This window comes from Halomonas sp. BMC6, from assembly GCF_964204995.1.
GTDB lineage: Bacteria > Pseudomonadota > Gammaproteobacteria > Pseudomonadales > Halomonadaceae > Vreelandella.
Genome location: NZ_CAXNSH010000001.1, coordinates 409,495 through 428,317, shown reverse-complemented (window position 1 = coordinate 428,317; position 18,823 = coordinate 409,495). Strand labels below are relative to the sequence as shown.

The following is an 18,823-nucleotide window of genomic DNA, read 5'->3' as shown; positions in this document are numbered from 1 at the left end:
ACCGCGACGATAGGAGTTTCCCATGCGCCTGGCCCTGTTTGACCTTGATGACACCCTCCTGGATGGAGACTGCAGCGACCGCTGGAATTTATGGATGATTGAGCAAGGGTGGATCAGCGACGCGGAGCGCTTCATGGCGCGTGCGGAGCAGATGCAGCAGGCCTATCACGCGGGCAAGCTCAAGTTGGAAGAGTACCTCGCCATGACGTTGGCTCCCTTGAAAGGGCGGCGAGTGTCCGACGTCGAAAAAGAGGTGGAGCGCTTTGTCGCCACCCATCTACAGCCGCGTATTTTTGATCAGGCGTGGCGCTGCCTAGAAAGCCATCGAAAGGCGGGCGATATCCTGGTGCTGATCTCTGCCTCATCCCACCATTTGGTGGCCCCCATTGCGGCGGCGTTGGGCATCGAGCACGTGCTCGCGGTGGAGCTGGAAGTCGCCACTTCGGAGGAGGGGCGTGTGTATACCGGCGCTAGCCAAGGCGTGCTCTCGTACCGAGGCGGCAAGGTGATCCGCTTTCAGCAGTGGCTAGCAGAACACGCCATCACCCCAAGCCATACCACCTTCTACTCCGACTCCCGCAATGACCTGCCGCTGCTGCAGTACGTGGATTGCGCCGTAGCGGTCAACCCCGACCCGGTATTGGTCGAGGTAGCTAGCGTAGAAGGGTGGCGACGCTTAGACTGGCGGGCATCCGCACTTGCCCAAGTTGCTAAGGCAATTTAAGCGCATGGCGAGAGTTGCCAGTCGCGCCATAACATCTCTTTGAAGGGCTCTGCTGGCAGAGCCCGTTAGACGACCAGGCTATGAGGCTGGACAGGGAGCGCCGACGTGCAGGGCTGCCGCAGACATGGCAGGAACGCTCAACGTCAGTTGACCATCCTCTACCACGATACACTGTCCCTCAGCCGTCACGTTTTGATAGCGGCCATCTGCCATATCGGTTTGAAAAGTGTGGGTGAGCGCTTGCGGCTCCCGGTTAATCGCAATAAAGCCCTGGGCTTCGCGGCTGAAGGCGATTTGATGATGGCCATTATCCCACCAGTGGGTGACCTCTGAGCCGTCGGCTTGTTGGCGAAACGCGACCATATTGGCAATCTCGGGCCAGCGGTGTTCGCATACCCAGGCTTCCCCACATTGGGCCTCGCCCTGCTGGTAGACGGCGACTTGTGGCGGGCCCTGGTCGCTGTCGGAAAAGGCGTAGCTCGACATGACTTTCGGGTATCCATACGGCCATGCCAGCATGAACACGTTGGCTAAGCGATAAAGCGCATCATCTCGATGCGTCAGAATATTGCTGCCGCCCGCCCCGTGGCCACGCTGATTATCATGGTTATCGGTAAATACGACGGCTTGATCGCTCGGCAGCAGGGCAGGTGATTCGCCAAACTGCTGAAGGTTGGCCAGGGCTCGATTGTTGAAAATATCACCAAGAGACGCGCCGTAGCGAAACTCAGTGATATCCGCCGTACCTTGATACTCCGTGGCACTGATCGCCTCGCCGCCTAGGTCGATGACTTCCTGAAAGGCGTAAAGCGGCGCATCTACCTGCGCCAGAATAGCCGCAATATCGCTGGGGGCCATATGCTTGGCTGCATCGACCCGAATACCTCTCACACCCAGTGCTGCCAAGGTATCCAAGTAATCCGCAATATGGCTCTGCACGGTGGGGTCGCTCGTGTTCAGATCGGGTAGGCCGACTAGCTGACATTGCCGAACGCGCTCAGCATTTTGCGTATAGTCGCTCTGTTCGATGCTGCAGGGTTCGTGGAAGTCATCGCGCTGATAATGGGGATAGTTCAGTGCTTCATTGTCATAAGACGAGCCTGCAATGCCCTGGCCCTTGCCGTGGGCCACATGGTTAATCACCGCATCCGCGTACACATCGACCCCCGCTGCATTGCAGCGCTGCACCATATCAGCAAAGGCGTCGCTGGAGCCGCTGCGGCTTTCCAGCTGATAGCTGACCGGCTGGTAGCGAGTCCACCAAGCATCCCCCTGAATGTGCTCTTGTGGGGGCGAGACCTGTACGGCTTTAAATCCTTTTGGTCCTAGCCAATTTTCGCACTCCTGGGCAACATCTTCCCACTGCCATTCAAATAAGTGCACGAACGTATCAGCGCTAGCAGGTTGCGCGGAAAGCCCTATGCTCAGTGCCGCGCTGGCAGCCAGGGCAACGGAGTATTTCGCAAACATGAGATCACCTTTGTTGTCATTGTGGCGAATAACATGACGGTATACAAAGTGACTCAAACCCTCCTTACGAGAGCGCCGAGGGGCGTAGACAAGAGGAGGAGGGCGCCTGCTTGTCCGCACCATCGGCCCCGGTGACTAACGCACGGCTTGCCATACCAAATTAAGGCCCACCAGGAACATGGCCAGAATGACCAGGCGGTAAAACAGCTTTTCATTGACGCGACTCTGTAGCCAAAGACCGTTACGTACCCCGATCCACGCCACGGGTACCAGCAGCAGCGAGGCCCAGGCACTGGTCATGTTGACTTCGCCTAGCCACATATACGGGCCGAGTTTGATGGTGTTCACCACGGCGTAGGTCACTGTGCAGGTAGCAATGAAGGTCTCTTTGGCGAGCTTGCGCGGCATCAGGTACATGTTCATCGGCGGTGCGCCCGCATGGGCAATGAAGCTGGTAAAACCGCACACGCTTGCGGCGGGCAGCGCCCAGTAGGTGGAGATGGGTTTTTTCGCCACGGGTTTGAGCAGCATATAGGCCGCAAACACGACCGATAGAACACCCAGCACCAGCCGCACGCCCTGCTCGCTCAGGCTGCCAAACAGCAGCGTTCCCACCGTCACGCCAATGAACAGCCCCGGCACAAAGCGCCATACCTCCGCGCGATCATGCTTGCCCCACCACGCTTTGACGGCAAAGACGTCCATCACCAGCAGTAACGGCAGCAGCAGCCCAGCTGCCTGGGTGGGGCTAATCGCCACTGCCATCAGCGGCACTGAGAGCGTGCCAAAGCCACCCGCAAAGCCCCCCTTGGAGACTCCGGTGAGATACACCGAAAAAACGATCAACAGCCAGGCGATAAGGGAGTAATCCGGGAGCATGGAGGCCTCAAAGGGTGATGAAAATAGGATGATTGAAAACAGCTGTCACAAAAAAGCCCCGCAGAAGCGGGGCAACACAGGATAGCATTAGATAAATGTTAGCGGGCAAAGCACTAGCGCATCATGTGTTCATCAACCACTCGTGATCGGGATCGTTATGAAACTTCCAGACGCGCTTGGGGCCCGCCATGACATTCAGATAGTAGAGCGAGTAGCCATGGGAAGCGCCCACCGGATGGTAGCCTTTAGGCACCAGCACGCAGCAGCCGTTTTCCACCGCCATGGTTTCATCAAGGCTGCGGTCATCGGTGTAAACGCGCTGGAAGGCGAACCCTTGTTCAGGGTTAATGCGGTGGTAGTAGGTCTCTTCCAGCAGCGACTCGTGGGGTAAGTTATCCACATCGTGTTTGTGCGGCGGGTAACTCGACCAGTTGCCTGCGGGTGTGAATACTTCGACCACCAGCAGGCTATCGGCGGGTTCGGTTTCCGGCAGGATGTCGTGTACATGGCGGGTGTTGGTGCCCTGGCCGCGGGTGCTCTGCTTGATGTTTCCAGGCGTAATGAGCCGTGGGGCATGGTTACCATGCCCAGGGGCGGCGCACACCGCTAGCTCTAAGTCCGTTGTCGCTTCCACCGCGTAGCTAACCCCATTGGGCAGGTAAACCGCGTAGGGCGGGATTTGCTCAAAGATATCCATGCGCTCGCCGATATCTTCAAAGCGGTGCTCGCCGCTGGTCACCGTGGCACGCCCAGTGAGCAACACCAGGCACACTTCCTGGTAATCGCTGCTGGCCTCCAGGCACTGACCTTTGGCGAGTTTATGCACCCGGAAGCCAACGTGCGTCCAGCCAGCCGATGTTGGGGTAACGTCGATCACGATGCCTTGGGCATCTGGGGCGGTGGGGCGTACTAGTAGAGAAGCCATACGTTGCTCCTTTATTTATCAAGGTTGGCATCAGCCTGAAGCAGGATTTTGCGGCCTTCGCGCAGCGAGCGCTCCGCTGCATCGGCTAATCGCAAGGCTTCCAAGCCATCCTGGGCGCCTGCTAGAGGAGCACGCTTTTCGCGCCAAGCATCGACAAAGTCACCAATCTCTAACCGATAAGCCTCGGCATAGCGCTCCAAGAAAAACCACTTGGGTTTCTCCTCCACTTGCCCCGCCTCGCCGGTAAAGCGTAACCGTGTATCGCTCTCGTTTTGGGCTTGCAGCATGCCTTGGCTGCCGAAGGCTTCGATACGCTGATCGTAGCCGTAGTTGGCGCGTCGTGAGTTGCTGATTTGGCAAAGCTTTCCGCTGGTCGTGGTAAGGGTCACCATGGCGGTATCCACATCCCCCGCTTCGCCGATCGCTGGGTCGATGATGCTACTGCCGACGGCAAAGACGCTTTCGATGGGTTCATCGAGTAGCCAGCGTGCCATGTCCAGATCGTGGATCATCATGTCCCGAAACAGGCCGCCGGATTCGGCCACGTACTCGGCAGGCGGGGGAGAGGGGTCGCGGCTAATGATGGTCAGCGTTTCCAACGCGCCAATACGGCCTTCGGTAATCGCTTTTTTCAGTGCCGAAAACTGAGGGTCGTGGCGGCGGTTAAAGCCTAGCGCACAGGTCACTGGATGCTCACTGAGTACCTGCAGAGCGTCTCGCGTGCGGGCTAAATCCAGGGCGATGGGTTTTTCGCACAGAATTGCCTTGCCCGCGCGTGCGGCACGCTCCAGATACTCCGCATGGGTGGGCGTGCTTGAAGCAATCAGTACGGCGTCAATGGCGTCGTCCGCGAAGATTTCATCCATAGAGACCGCTCGGCTGGCGTAATGCTCGGCCAACGCTTCTGCGGCAGGCTGATGAAAATCGGCCACGGCGGCCAGGGTGACGTTTGGGTGCGAGTGAATGGCCTGGGCATGCACCTTGCCGATGCGACCTGCGCCGATGAGTGCGATTTTCATAAGCTCTCCTGTTTTGTTTTTACTGTTGGCTTGCTTTTGGTGTTTAGGCCTTATGTTGTTTGTCCTGGCCCTTTTCTTTGTCGCGTGTTTTGTCTTGCCGCACCCCCAGGGCAATTGCCAAGGTCTGGGTCAAGCAGAGCGACGCGGTCAAGCTACGAAAACTTTTTACTTCGGCTTCGCTGACCACGAAGACGACATCCGCGAAACGGGCCAGCGGGCTCAGGTTCGAATCGGTGATCACCACAATGGGGAGGCCGCGCTGATGGGCGTCTTCGCAGGCTTTCTGGCTCTCTTCGGCGTAGGGGGAGAAGCTAATCGTCAATAGGGCGTCGTGTGGGCCCATGGCGCGTAGCTGCTCGCCGTACATACCCCCTAACCCACTGACCAGTAAAGCGGGCTTCTCAACATGCGCCAAGGCATAGGTCATATAACTGGCGACCATGAAACTTCGCCGGGCGCCCATCACATGAATTGCGCGGGCCTGCTCAAAAATATCCAGCGCCTTCTCCAGGCTCTCTGGATTGATGCGGCTGGGAAGCTGCTCTAAAACGGCGCGATTGGCATCGGCGAACTCCCACAATAGCTGGGTGCTATCTGGGGTTTCTCCGGTAGCGCTGCGCACCGCGCGAATGCGCTCGGTGTAGTTGGGCAACTCATCGACCAGGCGGCTGCGAAACAGCTGCTGCATTTCAGAAAAGCCCTTAAAGCCCAGGCTATTGGCCAAGCGAATCAAGGTGGAGGGTGTGACATCCGCCTGCTCGGCAATTTTAGCGACGGTCGCTAAAGCAACTTCTTGAGGGTGATCGAGCATAAAACGCGCGGTTTGCTGCAAACGTTTGCTTAAAGTGGCGTACTCGGCGGTGATCAGCGTTTCCAGCTCACGGTAGCTTTGTGGTGGCTGCGGCATACGAATTCCTTAGCGTTAACTCATGTACCCCTCATTCACTCAGGCGCGACGGGCCGAGCAAAATGGCTGGTTGTCATGCAGTCTAGTTGATTGGAATAAATGTTCCATTTATACCAAAGTATAGAATAAATAATTTGCAAGGGTTTGTATTTGGAACCTATATTCCATTGCGTCAAGGCATCGAATGCCACCTCCCTACCAACAACGATAACGTTAAGAGGAATGACTCATGGCACGTCTATCTCAATGGCTACTCGCGTCTGCTGCGGCGACGGCATTAGTAACCGGTGCTGCTCAGGCACAAGAACAGGAAAGCAGTCGTTTCGTGATGGTGACGCATGGCGTCCCCTCTGACCCCTTTTGGTCAGTGGTGAAAAACGGCGCTGAAGCGGCGGCTGAAACCGTTGGGGCGAGTTTGGAGTATCGCGCACCCTCCACATTCGATATGGCCCAAATGCAACAGCTCGTTCAGGCGGCGGTAGCCTCTAACCCCGACGGTTTGATTCTCTCCTTCACCGATGAAAATGCGCTGGGTAGCGTGGTTCAGAATGCCGTCGATAACGGCATTCCGGTCATTACCATCAACTCGGGTGGTGATGTGGCCAGGGATTATGGTGCCCGTTTGCACGTGGGACAGAGCGAGTACGAAGCGGGCCGGCAGGCTGCTGAGCGAATGCAGGAAATGGGCGTTGAGAAAGGTGTCTGCGTCAACCATGAGCAAGGCAATCAAGGGTTGGATCAACGTTGTGACGGCTTTGTAGACGGTTTCGATGGCAACGCCGAACAGCTAGCCACCACTTATGACCCCACGGCGATTCGCAATGCCATCGTGGCCTATCTCAACCAGAACAGTGACGTGCGGGGTATTTTAACGCTGGGTGCTCTGACGGCAGACCCCATGATTCGTGCCCTGCGAGAGCAGGGGGCCACCGAGATGTTCACGCTTGGCACCTTCGACCTTTCCCCCGGCATTTTGGAAGCTTTGAATGCGGGAGAGCTCGATTTTGCGATCGACCAGCAGCAGTACCTGCAAGGCTACTTGCCCGTCATGTTCCTAGGTCAGTTCGTCAAGAATGGTCTGCTGCCTGCGGGAGACGTTGCCACTGGCCCAGGATTTGTCACTCAGGAAAACGCCGCTCAGGTGATTGAGCTGAGTAGCCAGGGTATCCGTTGATAACGAGCTAATCGGAAAGGGCTCGGCGGTGCCGGGCCTTGGGAGTCGATCGCCATGAGTTCCACTGAAACGAAACAATCGGTTGCACCAGCCGCGGCGGATCAAGATGAACGTATCCAGCGCGTCTCTTTTTGGAAGAAGGCCCTCAATCGCCCAGAGCTGGGGGCGTTAGCCGGTGCGGTATTGGTGCTTGCTTTCTTCATCGTGGCCTCTAGTGGCACGGGAATGTTTACCCCCGCAGGCATCATCAATTTTCTCGAAGTGTCGGCCCAGCTAGGCATTATCGCCACGGCGGCTGCGCTGCTAATGATTGGAGGGGAGTTCGATCTCTCGATTGGGTCGATGATCGGCTTGGCCGGCATCCTGATCGCCATACCCGCCGTCGAGTATGGCTGGCCACTGTGGGCGGCCATCTTGCTAGCGTTTTCATGTGCCGCTTTCGTGGGATGGATCAATGGTAATCTGGTGAACCGCACGGGGTTGCCTTCGTTCATCGTCACGCTGGGATTTCTCTTCATTCTGCGTGGCTTGGCGATCGGTATCAGTCGCTTACTGACAGGGCGTACTCAGGTGGGGGGCGTTAAGGATCATATCCCCGGTGATTGGTTCGCGGCGCTCTTCTCGGGCGAAGTCGCGACGGGGCTCTTTAGTTGGATGGCGGCCAATGGCTGGATCGCCACCAACTTTGCGGGCAACCCTGTCGTCTCAGGCATTCCGGTCTCCATCGTCTGGTGGTTCGGTTTAACCGCTGTAGCCACTTGGGTGCTGCTCTGTACGCCTTACGGTAACTGGATATTCGCCAGTGGCGGCGATGCCAATGCGGCGCGCAACTCGGGGGTGCCCGTCCATCGCGTCAAAATCTCACTATTCATGTTCACCGCGTTCTCCGCCACCATTTTCGCCTGCATTCAGGTCATGGATACCGGCTCGGCGGATACCATTCGCGGCTTGTTGAAAGAGCTAGAGGCCATCATCGCCGTGGTCATTGGCGGCGCTTTGCTGACTGGCGGCTATGGATCTGCCATTGGCGCGGCGCTGGGCGCACTGATCTTCGGCATGGTGCAAATGGGCATTTTTTACACCGGTGTCAATACTGACTGGTTCCAGGTCTTCCTGGGCGTGATGTTGCTGGTGGCGGTGCTTTTCAACAATTACATGCGCAAAAAGGCGATGGAGGCCAAATAAGATGACCACTCGTACGCCCATGATCGAAATGCGCAGTGTCAGCAAACACTTCGGCAGTGTGATCGCTTTGAGCGATATCTCGATGCAGGTCTATTCCGGTGAGGTAATGTGCCTTTTGGGGGACAACGGCGCTGGCAAGTCGACGCTGATCAAAACCCTCTCCGGTGTTCACCAGCCTACCCACGGCGAGATGCTGCTGGATGGCAAGCCCGCCCGTTTCAAGTCTCCGGCTTATGCACTCGACGCCGGTATCGCCACCGTTTTTCAGGATTTGGCGATGGTGCCATTAATGTCGATTACCCGTAATTTCTTCATGGGCCGTGAACCAACGGTAGGTTGGGGGCCCTTGAAGCGTATCGATTGGAAATATGCCGATCGGATCGCCAAGGAAGAAATGGCCAAAATCGGTATTGACGTACGCGACCCAAGCCAGCCGGTGGGCACGCTTTCCGGTGGCGAACGCCAGTGTGTGGCCATTGCCCGAGCCGTCTACTTTGGCGCCAAAGTGCTGATTTTGGATGAGCCAACATCCGCCCTTGGGGTCAAGCAGGCCTCCGTGGTGCTGCGCTACATCGCCAAAGCGCGCGCCGACGGCTTGGCGGTTATCTTCATTACCCACAACGTCCACCACGCTTATCCCGTGGCGGATGCCTTCACCCTACTGTCACGCGGCGGCAGTTTGGGCTCCTTCCGCAAAGAAGATATCACCCGCGAAGAGGTACTCAACATGATGGCGGGGGGCGCCGAGCTTGAGAGTCTGGACGCGGAGCTTGCGGAATTCCAGCGAGAAGATAGCGCCAAGAAGACCAGCGTGGCCGGTCAAGTTGCTCATGAGGAGGCACCCCGTGCTGGGCAGCCTTCACCACGTATTGCTGGCGGTTACTAATCCGTTACGGCCATTCACGTATATCGCGATGACCCCATACCACGGGGAGTAACGTGGGGAGACGTTTATGCTGGACAACACTATGCAACACCGACCGCTTGATCTTATTTGTCTAGGCCGCGTGGCGGTTGACCTCTACGCCGAACAGCTTGGCAGTCGTTTGGAGGACGTAGCGAGCTTTGCCAAGTACTTGGGGGGGAGCTCGGGCAATATGGCCTACGGCACTGCACGGCTTGGGCTGACGTCTGCCATGCTTTCGCGGGTGGGCAACGAACAGATGGGCAACTTCGTGCGCGAAGAGCTGGAGCGGGTGGGCGTGGATACCAGCGCGCTACAAACCGACCCAGAGCGCCATACCGGCTTGGTGCTGCTGGCGTTAAAAGACCGCGAGAGCTTCCCGCTGCTGTTTTACCGCCGCGACTGTGCCGATATGGCGATCGATGCCGAGGCCATCGACCCTGAATTCATTGCCCGGGCCAAAGCGTTGGCGATTACCGGTACGCATCTGTCTACCGATACCACTCGCAGGGCCTGCCGCAAAGCACTAGACGCCGCCGCCCATTATGGTGTGAAGCGAGTGCTGGATATCGACTACCGTCCCGTGCTGTGGGGGCTGACCAATCCCGGCGACGGTGAAACCCGCTTTATCGCCGATGACACCGTCACCACCGACCTGCAGCATTGGCTGCCGGATTTCGACCTGATCGTGGGCACCGAAGAGGAGTTCCACATTGCTGGAGGCAGTACGGACACCTTGGCGGCCCTGCGCGCGGTGCGCGACGTGAGCGACGCCACCCTGGTATGCAAGCTGGGGCCCATGGGGTGCGTGGTGTTTGAAGGCGCGATACCTGAGCGCATCGACGACGGCATTTTGGTCAAGGGCGTACAGGTCGAGGTGCTCAACGTGCTGGGTGCCGGTGATGCCTTTATGAGCGGACTTCTGCGGGGCTGGCTGCGAGGCGAATCTTGGCAAACCAGCGCTGCCTATGCCAACGCCTGCGGTGCGCTGGTGGTCTCTCGCCACGGCTGCGCGCCCGCCATGCCCACCGAGGCCGAGTTATTCGATTATCTAACTAGGCGTGATGAGGTGCCCCGTCCGGATATCGATCAACGACTGAATCATCTGCACCGCGTTACTACCCGAGTGCCAACCCAGTGGCCCGAAGTACTGGGACTGGCCTTTGACCATCGCCGCCAGCTCACCGATATGGCCCGCACCGAGCATGCGGATAGCGCGCGACTCCCCGCGCTGAAAAAACTCTTAGTCACCGCCGCCGAGCAGGGAGCCAAGCGAGGCGGTGTTTCCACGCCTGCGATTCTGGTCGACGATGTGTTGGGCCAGGACGCACTCAATCACGCCAGCGGCAAAGGCTGGTGGATCGGTCGCCCGGTGGAGCTCCCCGGCTCACGTCCGCTGCGTTTCCAGCATGGCGATGACTTGGGTGCCTGCCTGCGACACTGGCCGCGGGAACACATCATCAAATGTCTGGTGTTCTACCATCCAGACGATGAGATTGCCCTGCGCCTGGAGCAAGAAGAACGTTTGCGCCAGCTCTATCAGGCGGCATGCGCTTATGGGCTTGAGCTGTTGGTTGAGGTCATTCCTCCCGCCGATATGCCCAGCGATGACACCACGCTGCCGCGCAGCCTGCAGCGGCTCTACAACCTGGGCATTCGCCCCGATTGGTGGAAGCTTCCCGCCATGTCAGATGCGGCGTGGCAGGCGGTGAGCGAGACGATTGAGCGTGAGGATGCTCATTGCCGTGGGGTCGTACTGCTTGGTCTAGATGCTCCCATGGCCGACATGAAACGAGGCTTTGAAGCGGCAGCCAATCATGCTTGCTGTAAAGGCTTCACCGTTGGGCGCACTCTATTTTCCAGTGCTAGCCGCGATTGGCTTGCGGGACGTATCGACGACGATAGCTTGATAGAGAGGGTCGCCCAGAACTATGCCGAACTGATAAAGGCGTGGCGGCAATTAAAGCAGGCGCGACCGCAAACCCTGGCTCACACAGAGGAGGTGTAAGATGGGCACCATTCGACTCACCATGGCCCAGGCGCTGGTCAAGTATCTCTCCGCTCAGCGTATTGAGATAAATGGCCAGGAAGTGGCGCTGTTTGAAGGCGTATTTGCTATTTTTGGCCATGGCAATGTGGCGGGAATGGGTGAAGCGCTCTACCACGTGCAAGACACGCTGCCCACCTTCCGCGCCCATAACGAACAGTCCATGGCCCACGCTGCGATTGCCTTTGCCAAAGCTAATGGCCGTCAGCGCTTAATGGCGGCGACCAGTTCCATTGGCCCAGGGGCGACTAATATGGTCACCGCTGCGGCGCTCGCTCACGCCAACCGTTTGCCGATCTTGCTGCTGCCGGGGGACACCTTTGCCACCCGCGAACCGGATCCGGTACTGCAGCAGGTGGAACATTTCGGTGATCCGACCATTACCGTCAATGACTGTTTTCGCCCGGTATCGCGCTACTTCGACCGTATTAATCGCCCCGAGCAGTTGCTGACCAGCCTGCCCCAGGCGATTGCCACCCTGCTTGATCCCGAGCACTGTGGCCCCGCGACCCTGGCACTGCCCCAGGATGTGCAAACCTTTGCCTACGATTACCCAGAGGCCTTTTTTGCCCCCAAGGTACATCGCATTCGCCGCTCGCCGCCGGATGCTGTCGAGCTTCGCCAAGCCATCGCCGCACTGCAACAGGCTAAACGCCCGCTGATCATTGCCGGTGGCGGCGTGCATTATGCCGCCGCCTGCGACGCCTTGGCCGAGTTTGCCAAAATACGGGGCATCCCGGTGGCTGAAACCCAGGCGGGAAAAGGCGCACTGGCGGATAGCCATCCTTGCGCGGTGGGTGCCATTGGGGTGACCGGCAGCGCAGCCGCTAACCAGTTAGCGGAGCAGGCGGATGTCATTCTGGCAGTAGGGACGCGGCTGCAGGACTTTACCACCGGCTCCCGGGCGCTGTTTGACGGCAGCGAAAAAACGCTTATCGCCCTCAACGTTGGCCGTTTCGACAGCCTCAAGCATCAAGCGCTGCCGCTTAGCTGCGACGCCTTGATCGGGCTTGGCCAACTCAATGCGGCGCTGGGCGAGTGGCGCGGCGGCGATGAATGGCGCGAACGAATCGGAACACTCAAGCGCGAATGGGCCGAAATCGTACGCAAAGTGACCGCCGACCAAGGGTTGGTGCTGCCCACTGATGCTCAAGTGATCGGTGCAGTCAATCGCCAGGCTAGCAACGATACCACCGTGGTATGCGCCGCCGGTGGCTTGCCCGGCGAGCTGCATAAGCTCTGGCAATGTTCGGGCCCCGGCAGCTACCACGTCGAGTACGGTTTCTCCTGCATGGGCTATGAAATAGCAGGCGGGCTGGGCGTCAAGATGGCCAAGCCAGAACGGGAAGTAGTGGTGATGGTGGGTGATGGCAGCTACCTGATGCACAATTCAGAGCTGGCGACCTCGGTGATGCTGGGCCACAAGCTGATCGTCGTGGTGTTGGATAACCGCGGCTATGGCTGTATCAACCGCTTACAGCACGCCACCGGCGGTGCCGGATTCAACAACCTGCTGCAGGATTGCCGCACTATCGAGGCGGGCGCCCCCAAAACCGACTTTGCCGCCCACGCCAAAGCTCTGGGCTGTGAGGGTGAGTCAGTGAGCGGCATTGCCGAGCTGGAGCAAGCGCTGGTGCGCGCCCGCAGCGCCACCACGACGTACGTGATCGCTCTGGACACCGACCCGTTACCCAGCACCGAGGAAGGCGGGGCTTGGTGGGACGTCGCCGTGCCCGAGGTCTCCGAGCGTGAGCAGGTCAATGACGCCTATCAGGGTTATCGCGAGGCCAAGCAGCGCCAAGCCCGCTAATCGAATGCCATACAGCAGAGAGTCGGCGATAGGGTAAAGCGCTCTAACGCCGAGAATGCTCAAACACTCATAAGGAATGTTCTATGCCAACGGTGACTTTAGGCATCAATCCCCTCACCTGGACGAACGACGACTTGCCCAGTTTGGGCGGCGCAACACCGCTGGAAACTTGCTTGCAAGAGGGCCGCGAAGCAGGCTTTAGCGGCTTTGAATTAGGTAATAAATTTCCCCGAACGCCCGACGCCTTGAATCAGGTGCTTACCGCCCACGACTTGGCGCTTGTGTCTGGCTGGTACTCCGCACGCTTGCTGGAGCGCACGCCTGAAGAGGAGATTGACGCCATTCAGGATCATATGAACCTGCTCAAAGAGTGCGGCGCGAAGGTGATGGTGCTGTGTGAAGTCACCCACTGTGTGCATGGCGATCAGGAGCGCCCGCTCTCACAGCGTCCGCATCTATCCGAGCAAGAGTGGCAGCGCCTGCTGAGTGGTTTAGAGGTGGTGGGCGACTACCTGACATCCCAGGGCATTCAGTTGGTGTATCACCACCACCTGGGCACGGTGATCGAAAGCCAGACCGACGTTGAACGCTTAATGGACAACACCGGCGAAGGCGTAGGGCTGCTGCTTGATTTTGGTCATTTGCGCGGGGCTGGCGGCGATCCGCTTGCCATTGCCAAACGCTATAGCCAGCGGATTCATCATGTGCACTGCAAAGACCTGCGCTTCCCAGTGCTGGATGCGGTACGCAACCGCGATAAAAGCTTTTTAAACGGCGTGCTAGACGGCCTGTTTACGGTGCCAGGGGATGGCGATGTGGATTTCCTGCCTGCCTTAACCCACCTGTGCGAACAGGGCTACCAGGGCTGGTTAGTGGTTGAAGCCGAACAAGACCCGGAAGTCGCCCACCCGCTGACTTACGCCCGCCTGGGTTATCGCAACCTACGTCAACTTGCCGAGCAGGCAGGCTTCGACATTGCCAGCTAAACAGCGCCAGCGCCGCCTTTTAATCAGGAGCCTATATGCAAACGTTATCCCACTATCTTAATGGTCAGCTCTCCGCCGGTCAGAGCCAGCGCACTTCCCCGGTTTATAACCCGTCCACCGGTGAGCAGAGCGCCCAGGTGGCGCTGGCCACCGCTGACGAAACCAGCGAAGCGGTGCGCATCGCCGACGAGGCCTTTGTCGCCTGGTCAAAAACCTCGCCGCTGAAGCGCTCGCGCATCCTGTTTAAGTTTAAAGCGCTGGTCGAGGAACACACCGATGAGCTGGCGCGAATGATTTCCAGTGAACACGGCAAGGTGTTCTCTGACGCCAAAGGTGAAGTGACCCGGGGCTTGGAAGTGGTCGAGTTTGCTTGCGGCATTCCCCACTTGCAGAAGGGCGAGCACTCCATGAACGTCGGCACCGGCGTGGATAGCTACTCGATGATGCAGCCGCTGGGTGTATGCGCCGGTATCTCGCCGTTCAACTTCCCTGCCATGGTACCCATGTGGATGTTCCCCATCGCCCTGGCCTGCGGCAACACCTTCGTTATGAAGCCTTCTGAAAAAGACCCCTCCACACCCCTGCGCCTAGCCGAGCTGCTTAAAGAAGCGGGTCTGCCAGATGGCGTCTTCAATGTCGTCAATGGCGATAAAGAAGCGGTGGATGTACTGCTTACTGATGAGCGTGTTCAGGCAGTGAGCTTTGTGGGTTCCACGCCCATCGCCGAGTACATCTATGCTACCGCATCAGCCCATGGCAAGCGCGTTCAGGCCCTGGGCGGTGCCAAAAACCATATGGTGATCATGCCCGATGCGGATCTCGATCAAGCTGTGGGTGCCCTGATGGGCGCGGCCTATGGCTCGGCAGGCGAGCGCTGCATGGCGATTTCGGTAGCCGTACCCGTGGGCGAAGAGACCGCCAATCGTTTGCGCGAAAAACTGGTGGCCGAACTGGATAAGCTGACGGTTGGGCCAGGGCTGGTCGATGGCCCAGATAACGATATGGGGCCGCTGATCACCCGCGAGCACCGCGATAAAGTGGCGGGCTATATCCAGTCCGGGGTGGATGAGGGCGCAGAACTCGTAGTCGATGGTCGCCAAACAACGATTGATGGCGCGGGCGATGGCTACTTTATCGGCGGCACGCTGTTCGATCATGTAACGCCAGACATGCGAATTCACTCTGAAGAAATATTCGGCCCGGTGCTGGCGATTGCTCGCGTGGCTAGCTTCGACGAAGCGGTCAGCATGATCAATGCCCATGAATACGGCAATGGCACGGCAATCTTTACCCGCGATGGCGATGCCGCACGTCAGTATTGCGAGCAAATCCAGGTCGGCATGGTCGGCGTTAATGTACCGATCCCGGTACCCATGGCGTTCCACAGCTTCGGCGGTTGGAAGCGCTCGCTGTTTGGCCCGCTGCATATGCACGGTCCGGACGGTGTGCGTTTTTACACCCGCATGAAGACCATCACCCAGCGCTGGCCTTGCGGCATTCGTGAAGAGACCAACCATTTCACCATGCCGACCATGTAAACAGGCTACGGGGCATGACACCAACCAACGCCGGGCTCAGCTCGGCGTTATTGTTTTATAACAACAGGGATAATCACAATGAAAACCCTCAAGATTGGCCTCATCGGTACCGGTTTTATGGGCAAAGCCCACGCCATTGCCTTTAACGCAGCGCCCAGCGTTTTTGAGCTGCCCGCCAAACCTGTTTGCGAACTGCTGGCGGACGTTAATCTTACCATTGCGGAGAACCGAGCACTTGCCTGGGGATTTGCTCGCGCCACCGACGATTGGCGCGCTTTGGTAGAAGATAGTGCGGTGGACGTAGTGGATATTTGCGCGCCCAACTTCCTACATAAAGAGATGGCCCTGGCCGCCATTGCCGCTGGCAAGCATGTTTATGCTGAAAAGCCGCTGGCGCTGAGCACGGCAGACGCTGACGAGATGGTCGCCGCGGCTGAAAAGGCGGGTGTCAAAACCTTGGTGGGCTTTAACTATATTCGCAATTCCGCCACCCAGCTTGCCCGCCAGATTGTCGCCAGCGGTGAAATTGGTGAGCTGATTCATTTTCGTGGGCGGCACAACGAGGATTATCTGCTTGACCCGCAAAAGCCCCACGATTGGCATACACAGCGTGCGACCGCAGGCACCGGTGCGTTAGGCGATGTTGGCTCACATATTCTCAACATGGCTGAGTTTTTAACTGGGCAGCGCATTAAAGAGGTATGCGGACAACTGCAGACCGTTATCCCAATGCGACCGAAGGCTGACGGGAGTGGAATGGCCGCAGTTGAAAATGACGATCACGCTCAGGCCATGCTGCGGTTTGACCAGGGGTTAATTGGCAATATCGAAACTTCACGGGTGGCGGCTGGCCGTAAAATGGGCTTGGCCTACACACTCACGGGCACCAAAGGCGCCATTGTGTTTGACCAGGAGCGCATGAGCGAACTGCAGCTATATCGTCATGTTGATGCTAACGGTAGGCGCGGGTTCACCACTCTGTTAGCAGGCCCAGAACATCCCGATTATGCTGCTTTCAGCCCTGCGGCCGGACACGGCTTGGGCTATAACGATCAGAAAATTATTGAGGTGCGCGACCTGGTCGAAGGCATTATCAATGATCGCCCCCTTTACCCCGACTTTCGTGAAGCAGCACGCGTTAACCGATTGATTGATGCCATCGAAAGGTCAGATCAGTCGGGGCAGTGGGTGATGATATAGCCGTTGCTACGGCACATAGCGCTTGGGCCTTCACATTAAGGCCCAAACGCCTTTCCATCGCGTTGATCACAAAATAATCAGCGTCGCCAGCCCTAAGAACGAGAGAAAGCCCACCACGTCGGTGACCGTGGTGAGGATGACCGCGCCGGAGAGGGCGGGGTCGATTTGTAAGCGTTTCAGTACCAAAGGAATGAGAACGCCGGAAAGGTTGGCGAGGCTCATGTTGATGAAGATCGCCAACGTAATCACCAGGGTGATGAGCGGGTCGCTAAACCACAGGTAGGAAATGCCGCCTACTACCAGGGCCCAGACCAAGCCATTACTCATGCCGACCCACATCTCTTTGTTGTAGAGCCACTGCTTGTTGTTACCGGCAATTTGCCCCAATGCCAAGCCGCGGATGACCACTGTGAGCGTTTGGCTGCCTGCAATCCCGCCCATGCTGGCGACTACCGGCATCAGGATGGCGAGGGCGACGATTTGATCCAGCACCGCTTCGAACTGCCCAATCACAAAGGCGGCTAAGAACGCGGTTAATAGGTTGATACCAAGCCAAATGCCACGGCTCTTGGCGCTGCGCAGAATCGGGGTGAACACCTCTTCTTCGTCGCTGACGCCGGACATGTGCTTCAACGTCATGTCGGCATCGTCTTGGGTAATTTCCAGTACGTCGGCGGCGTTCAGCTGGCCTACCAGTAGCCCGTCGCTGTTACACACCGGCACGAAGGGCAGCTCCTTGGAGCGCAGCAGGGCGGCGGCGTCGCTTACTTTCATCTGGTCATTCAGCGTGTAAGGCGCATCGTCCATAAACTCGTCGACGGTGCTCTCCTGAGGCTGCTTGACCAAGTCGATCAGTGTCAGGGTGCCCAGCAGACGCTTGTCTTTGTCGGTGATCATGACCTGCTGGGAATCGTCGTCCAACAGGTGGTGAATGCGGATATAGCGCTGTACCGCTTCCAGTGATACCCCCTGTTTTACATTGACCGTTTCGGGGTCCATGTAACGGCCGACCATGTCCTCTTCGTAGGTATAGAGGTTCTCGACCTGGGCGCGAATTTCCTGATCTAGGCTGGCGTAGACGGTGGTTTTGATCTCTTCGTCGGCGACATCGAGAACTTCCGCGACTTCTTGCGCGTCCAGCCCCTTGACGATCTGTTCAACATCGCTGGCGCTTAGGTCTTCGATGTAATCGGCGCGAATGTCCTCGTCGACCTCGGCGAGCACCTCGCCAAGCAGCGTCTCTGGAATGTACTCCCACAGCAGGTCACGCGTTTTGGCAGGAAAAGACTCAAGGGTGCGCGCAATCGCTAAGATATCGAGCTCGTTGAATAGCTCGTTCAGGGCAGCCGTATCTTCCTCGTCGAGCAACTTTTGAAGATAGAGCAACTGCTCCTCGGTATTGGTGTACTTCTCTTCATCGCGCATAGAGTCCATCCTTTGATCATTAATTTTTGACACAACTACTTGAAAGCGCTTGATGGCTCGTTATGAATCTTATCGACAGGCGGGGTTGAAAGCCATGAAGGCTTTTTTACCATCATGGCGAGTCATGCCGCATCGCGGAGGTAAGACCGAGACGTGTTAATGCCGAGTTGCAAAGGCCACGCGGACGCCATGCTCAAGCCGCTGCTGGGCGGAGACTGGTGGGGTCGGGTTGCCAATCATCTCATCGGCGGCATCGGCCCAGGTGAGGATGCCGTGGGTAAAGCCCAGCGGTGCCAGCGCGCGGCTGACCCACTGAGTGCCGCTGAACCGTTTCGTTTCGCCCTGTGGGTTGACCAGTACGCTGACCGACGCGCCCCTATGCAGGCGCACGATGTACCAGCCCATATCGATGCCATGCAGCTCGACGTCAGGCAGCGGTGCGGTCAGTTGGGAAAGCTCTTCCAGGGTCAAACGAGGGGGAAGTGGTGAAGACATAGCGGCACCTCATTGGCTCAACTGTGTTTATGTAGAGTCTAATGAGTGTGATGGATTTGTATAGCTTTGTTGCGTGTTGGTGGGTAAGGGTCAACCGTTTGCGCACGGATCGTCATATAACGGTCGTGAATGCGT

Annotated in this window: 16 protein-coding genes; 9 read left to right on the top strand and 7 right to left on the bottom strand. The window is 57.9% G+C overall.

Features of this window, described 5'->3' with window-relative positions; genetic code table 11:
• The first annotated feature begins 22 nt into the window (after positions 1-22).
• Positions 23-724, top strand: coding sequence for an HAD-IB family hydrolase (locus tag AB6K10_RS01960; RefSeq protein ID WP_339117878.1), 702 nt, complete (start codon positions 23-25; stop codon positions 722-724).
• Positions 725-802: 78 nt separating this feature from the next.
• Here the strand turns inward: AB6K10_RS01960 and AB6K10_RS01955 are convergent, their stop codons facing one another.
• The 5 genes from AB6K10_RS01955 to AB6K10_RS01935 form a co-directional block, all read right to left on the bottom strand.
• Positions 803-2,194, bottom strand: coding sequence for an alpha-amylase family protein (locus AB6K10_RS01955; protein WP_339117877.1), 1,392 nt, complete (start codon positions 2,192-2,194; stop codon positions 803-805).
• 135 nt (positions 2,195-2,329) lie between these two features.
• Positions 2,330-3,073 carry a sulfite exporter TauE/SafE family protein gene (locus AB6K10_RS01950; RefSeq protein WP_339117876.1) on the bottom strand — a complete coding sequence of 248 codons (744 nt, stop codon included), beginning with the start codon at positions 3,071-3,073 and terminating at the stop codon, positions 2,330-2,332.
• Between the two features lie 121 nt (positions 3,074-3,194).
• The gene (iolB, locus tag AB6K10_RS01945) at positions 3,195-3,998 is read right to left on the bottom strand and encodes a 5-deoxy-glucuronate isomerase (RefSeq protein WP_339117875.1); all 804 of its coding nucleotides are present in this window, start codon (positions 3,996-3,998) and stop codon (positions 3,195-3,197) included.
• 11 nt (positions 3,999-4,009) lie between these two features.
• The gene (iolG, locus tag AB6K10_RS01940; protein ID WP_339117874.1) at positions 4,010-5,017 is read right to left on the bottom strand and encodes an inositol 2-dehydrogenase; all 1,008 of its coding nucleotides are present in this window, start codon (positions 5,015-5,017) and stop codon (positions 4,010-4,012) included.
• A gap of 43 nt (positions 5,018-5,060) precedes the next feature.
• Positions 5,061-5,924 (bottom strand): MurR/RpiR family transcriptional regulator, encoded by an 864-nt coding sequence (locus AB6K10_RS01935; protein WP_285263689.1) that lies wholly within the window; start codon positions 5,922-5,924, stop codon positions 5,061-5,063.
• 229 nt (positions 5,925-6,153) lie between these two features.
• Between AB6K10_RS01935 and AB6K10_RS01930 the strand changes: the two genes are divergently transcribed.
• The 8 genes from AB6K10_RS01930 to AB6K10_RS01895 all read left to right on the top strand — a co-directional run bounded on the left by AB6K10_RS01930 (position 6,154) and on the right by AB6K10_RS01895 (position 16,768).
• Complete coding sequence (locus AB6K10_RS01930) at positions 6,154-7,098, top strand: sugar ABC transporter substrate-binding protein (protein WP_285263688.1); 945 nt, start codon at positions 6,154-6,156, stop codon at positions 7,096-7,098.
• A gap of 54 nt (positions 7,099-7,152) precedes the next feature.
• Positions 7,153-8,283 (top strand): ABC transporter permease, encoded by a 1,131-nt coding sequence (locus AB6K10_RS01925; protein WP_285263687.1) that lies wholly within the window; start codon positions 7,153-7,155, stop codon positions 8,281-8,283.
• Between the two features lies 1 nt (position 8,284).
• Positions 8,285-9,169, top strand: coding sequence for an ATP-binding cassette domain-containing protein (locus AB6K10_RS01920; protein ID WP_285263686.1), 885 nt, complete (start codon positions 8,285-8,287; stop codon positions 9,167-9,169).
• A gap of 67 nt (positions 9,170-9,236) precedes the next feature.
• Positions 9,237-11,195: a 5-dehydro-2-deoxygluconokinase gene (gene iolC, locus AB6K10_RS01915; protein ID WP_285263685.1), complete on the top strand. Its 1,959-nt coding sequence runs from the start codon at positions 9,237-9,239 to the stop codon at positions 11,193-11,195.
• A 1-nt stretch (position 11,196) separates the two neighbouring features.
• Positions 11,197-13,044, top strand: a complete 1,848-nt coding sequence (gene iolD / locus AB6K10_RS01910) for a 3D-(3,5/4)-trihydroxycyclohexane-1,2-dione acylhydrolase (decyclizing) (protein ID WP_285263684.1) — start codon at positions 11,197-11,199, stop codon at positions 13,042-13,044.
• A gap of 83 nt (positions 13,045-13,127) precedes the next feature.
• Positions 13,128-14,030: a myo-inosose-2 dehydratase gene (iolE, locus tag AB6K10_RS01905; protein WP_285263683.1), complete on the top strand. Its 903-nt coding sequence runs from the start codon at positions 13,128-13,130 to the stop codon at positions 14,028-14,030.
• Between the two features lie 35 nt (positions 14,031-14,065).
• On the top strand, positions 14,066-15,568 hold the full coding sequence (locus AB6K10_RS01900; protein ID WP_339117873.1) for a CoA-acylating methylmalonate-semialdehyde dehydrogenase: 1,503 nt from the start codon (positions 14,066-14,068) through the stop codon (positions 15,566-15,568).
• A 78-nt stretch (positions 15,569-15,646) separates the two neighbouring features.
• Positions 15,647-16,768 (top strand): Gfo/Idh/MocA family protein, encoded by a 1,122-nt coding sequence (locus AB6K10_RS01895; protein WP_285263681.1) that lies wholly within the window; start codon positions 15,647-15,649, stop codon positions 16,766-16,768.
• A gap of 66 nt (positions 16,769-16,834) precedes the next feature.
• Here the strand turns inward: AB6K10_RS01895 and mgtE are convergent, their stop codons facing one another.
• Together mgtE and AB6K10_RS01885 are read right to left on the bottom strand one after the other, a co-directional pair.
• The gene (gene mgtE / locus AB6K10_RS01890; RefSeq protein ID WP_159343372.1) at positions 16,835-18,193 is read right to left on the bottom strand and encodes a magnesium transporter; all 1,359 of its coding nucleotides are present in this window, start codon (positions 18,191-18,193) and stop codon (positions 16,835-16,837) included.
• A gap of 156 nt (positions 18,194-18,349) precedes the next feature.
• Positions 18,350-18,688: a DUF6482 family protein gene (locus tag AB6K10_RS01885; RefSeq protein WP_339117872.1), complete on the bottom strand. Its 339-nt coding sequence runs from the start codon at positions 18,686-18,688 to the stop codon at positions 18,350-18,352.
• Positions 18,689-18,823 lie beyond the last annotated feature (135 nt).

Coding starts and splice junctions, on each gene's coding strand:
- iolD (WP_285263684.1), top strand. CDS start 11,197: ATGGGCACCATTCGACTCACCATGGCCCAGGCGCTGGTCAAGTATCTC.
- AB6K10_RS01960 (WP_339117878.1), top strand. CDS start 23: ATGCGCCTGGCCCTGTTTGACCTTGATGACACCCTCCTGGATGGAGAC.
- iolE (WP_285263683.1), top strand. CDS start 13,128: ATGCCAACGGTGACTTTAGGCATCAATCCCCTCACCTGGACGAACGAC.
- AB6K10_RS01955 (WP_339117877.1), bottom strand. CDS start 2,194: ATGTTTGCGAAATACTCCGTTGCCCTGGCTGCCAGCGCGGCACTGAGC.
- iolC (WP_285263685.1), top strand. CDS start 9,237: ATGCTGGACAACACTATGCAACACCGACCGCTTGATCTTATTTGTCTA.
- AB6K10_RS01925 (WP_285263687.1), top strand. CDS start 7,153: ATGAGTTCCACTGAAACGAAACAATCGGTTGCACCAGCCGCGGCGGAT.
- AB6K10_RS01920 (WP_285263686.1), top strand. CDS start 8,285: ATGACCACTCGTACGCCCATGATCGAAATGCGCAGTGTCAGCAAACAC.
- AB6K10_RS01935 (WP_285263689.1), bottom strand. CDS start 5,924: ATGCCGCAGCCACCACAAAGCTACCGTGAGCTGGAAACGCTGATCACC.
- AB6K10_RS01900 (WP_339117873.1), top strand. CDS start 14,066: ATGCAAACGTTATCCCACTATCTTAATGGTCAGCTCTCCGCCGGTCAG.
- AB6K10_RS01895 (WP_285263681.1), top strand. CDS start 15,647: ATGAAAACCCTCAAGATTGGCCTCATCGGTACCGGTTTTATGGGCAAA.
- AB6K10_RS01885 (WP_339117872.1), bottom strand. CDS start 18,688: ATGTCTTCACCACTTCCCCCTCGTTTGACCCTGGAAGAGCTTTCCCAA.
- AB6K10_RS01930 (WP_285263688.1), top strand. CDS start 6,154: ATGGCACGTCTATCTCAATGGCTACTCGCGTCTGCTGCGGCGACGGCA.
- iolB (WP_339117875.1), bottom strand. CDS start 3,998: ATGGCTTCTCTACTAGTACGCCCCACCGCCCCAGATGCCCAAGGCATC.
- mgtE (WP_159343372.1), bottom strand. CDS start 18,193: ATGCGCGATGAAGAGAAGTACACCAATACCGAGGAGCAGTTGCTCTAT.
- iolG (WP_339117874.1), bottom strand. CDS start 5,017: ATGAAAATCGCACTCATCGGCGCAGGTCGCATCGGCAAGGTGCATGCC.
- AB6K10_RS01950 (WP_339117876.1), bottom strand. CDS start 3,073: ATGCTCCCGGATTACTCCCTTATCGCCTGGCTGTTGATCGTTTTTTCG.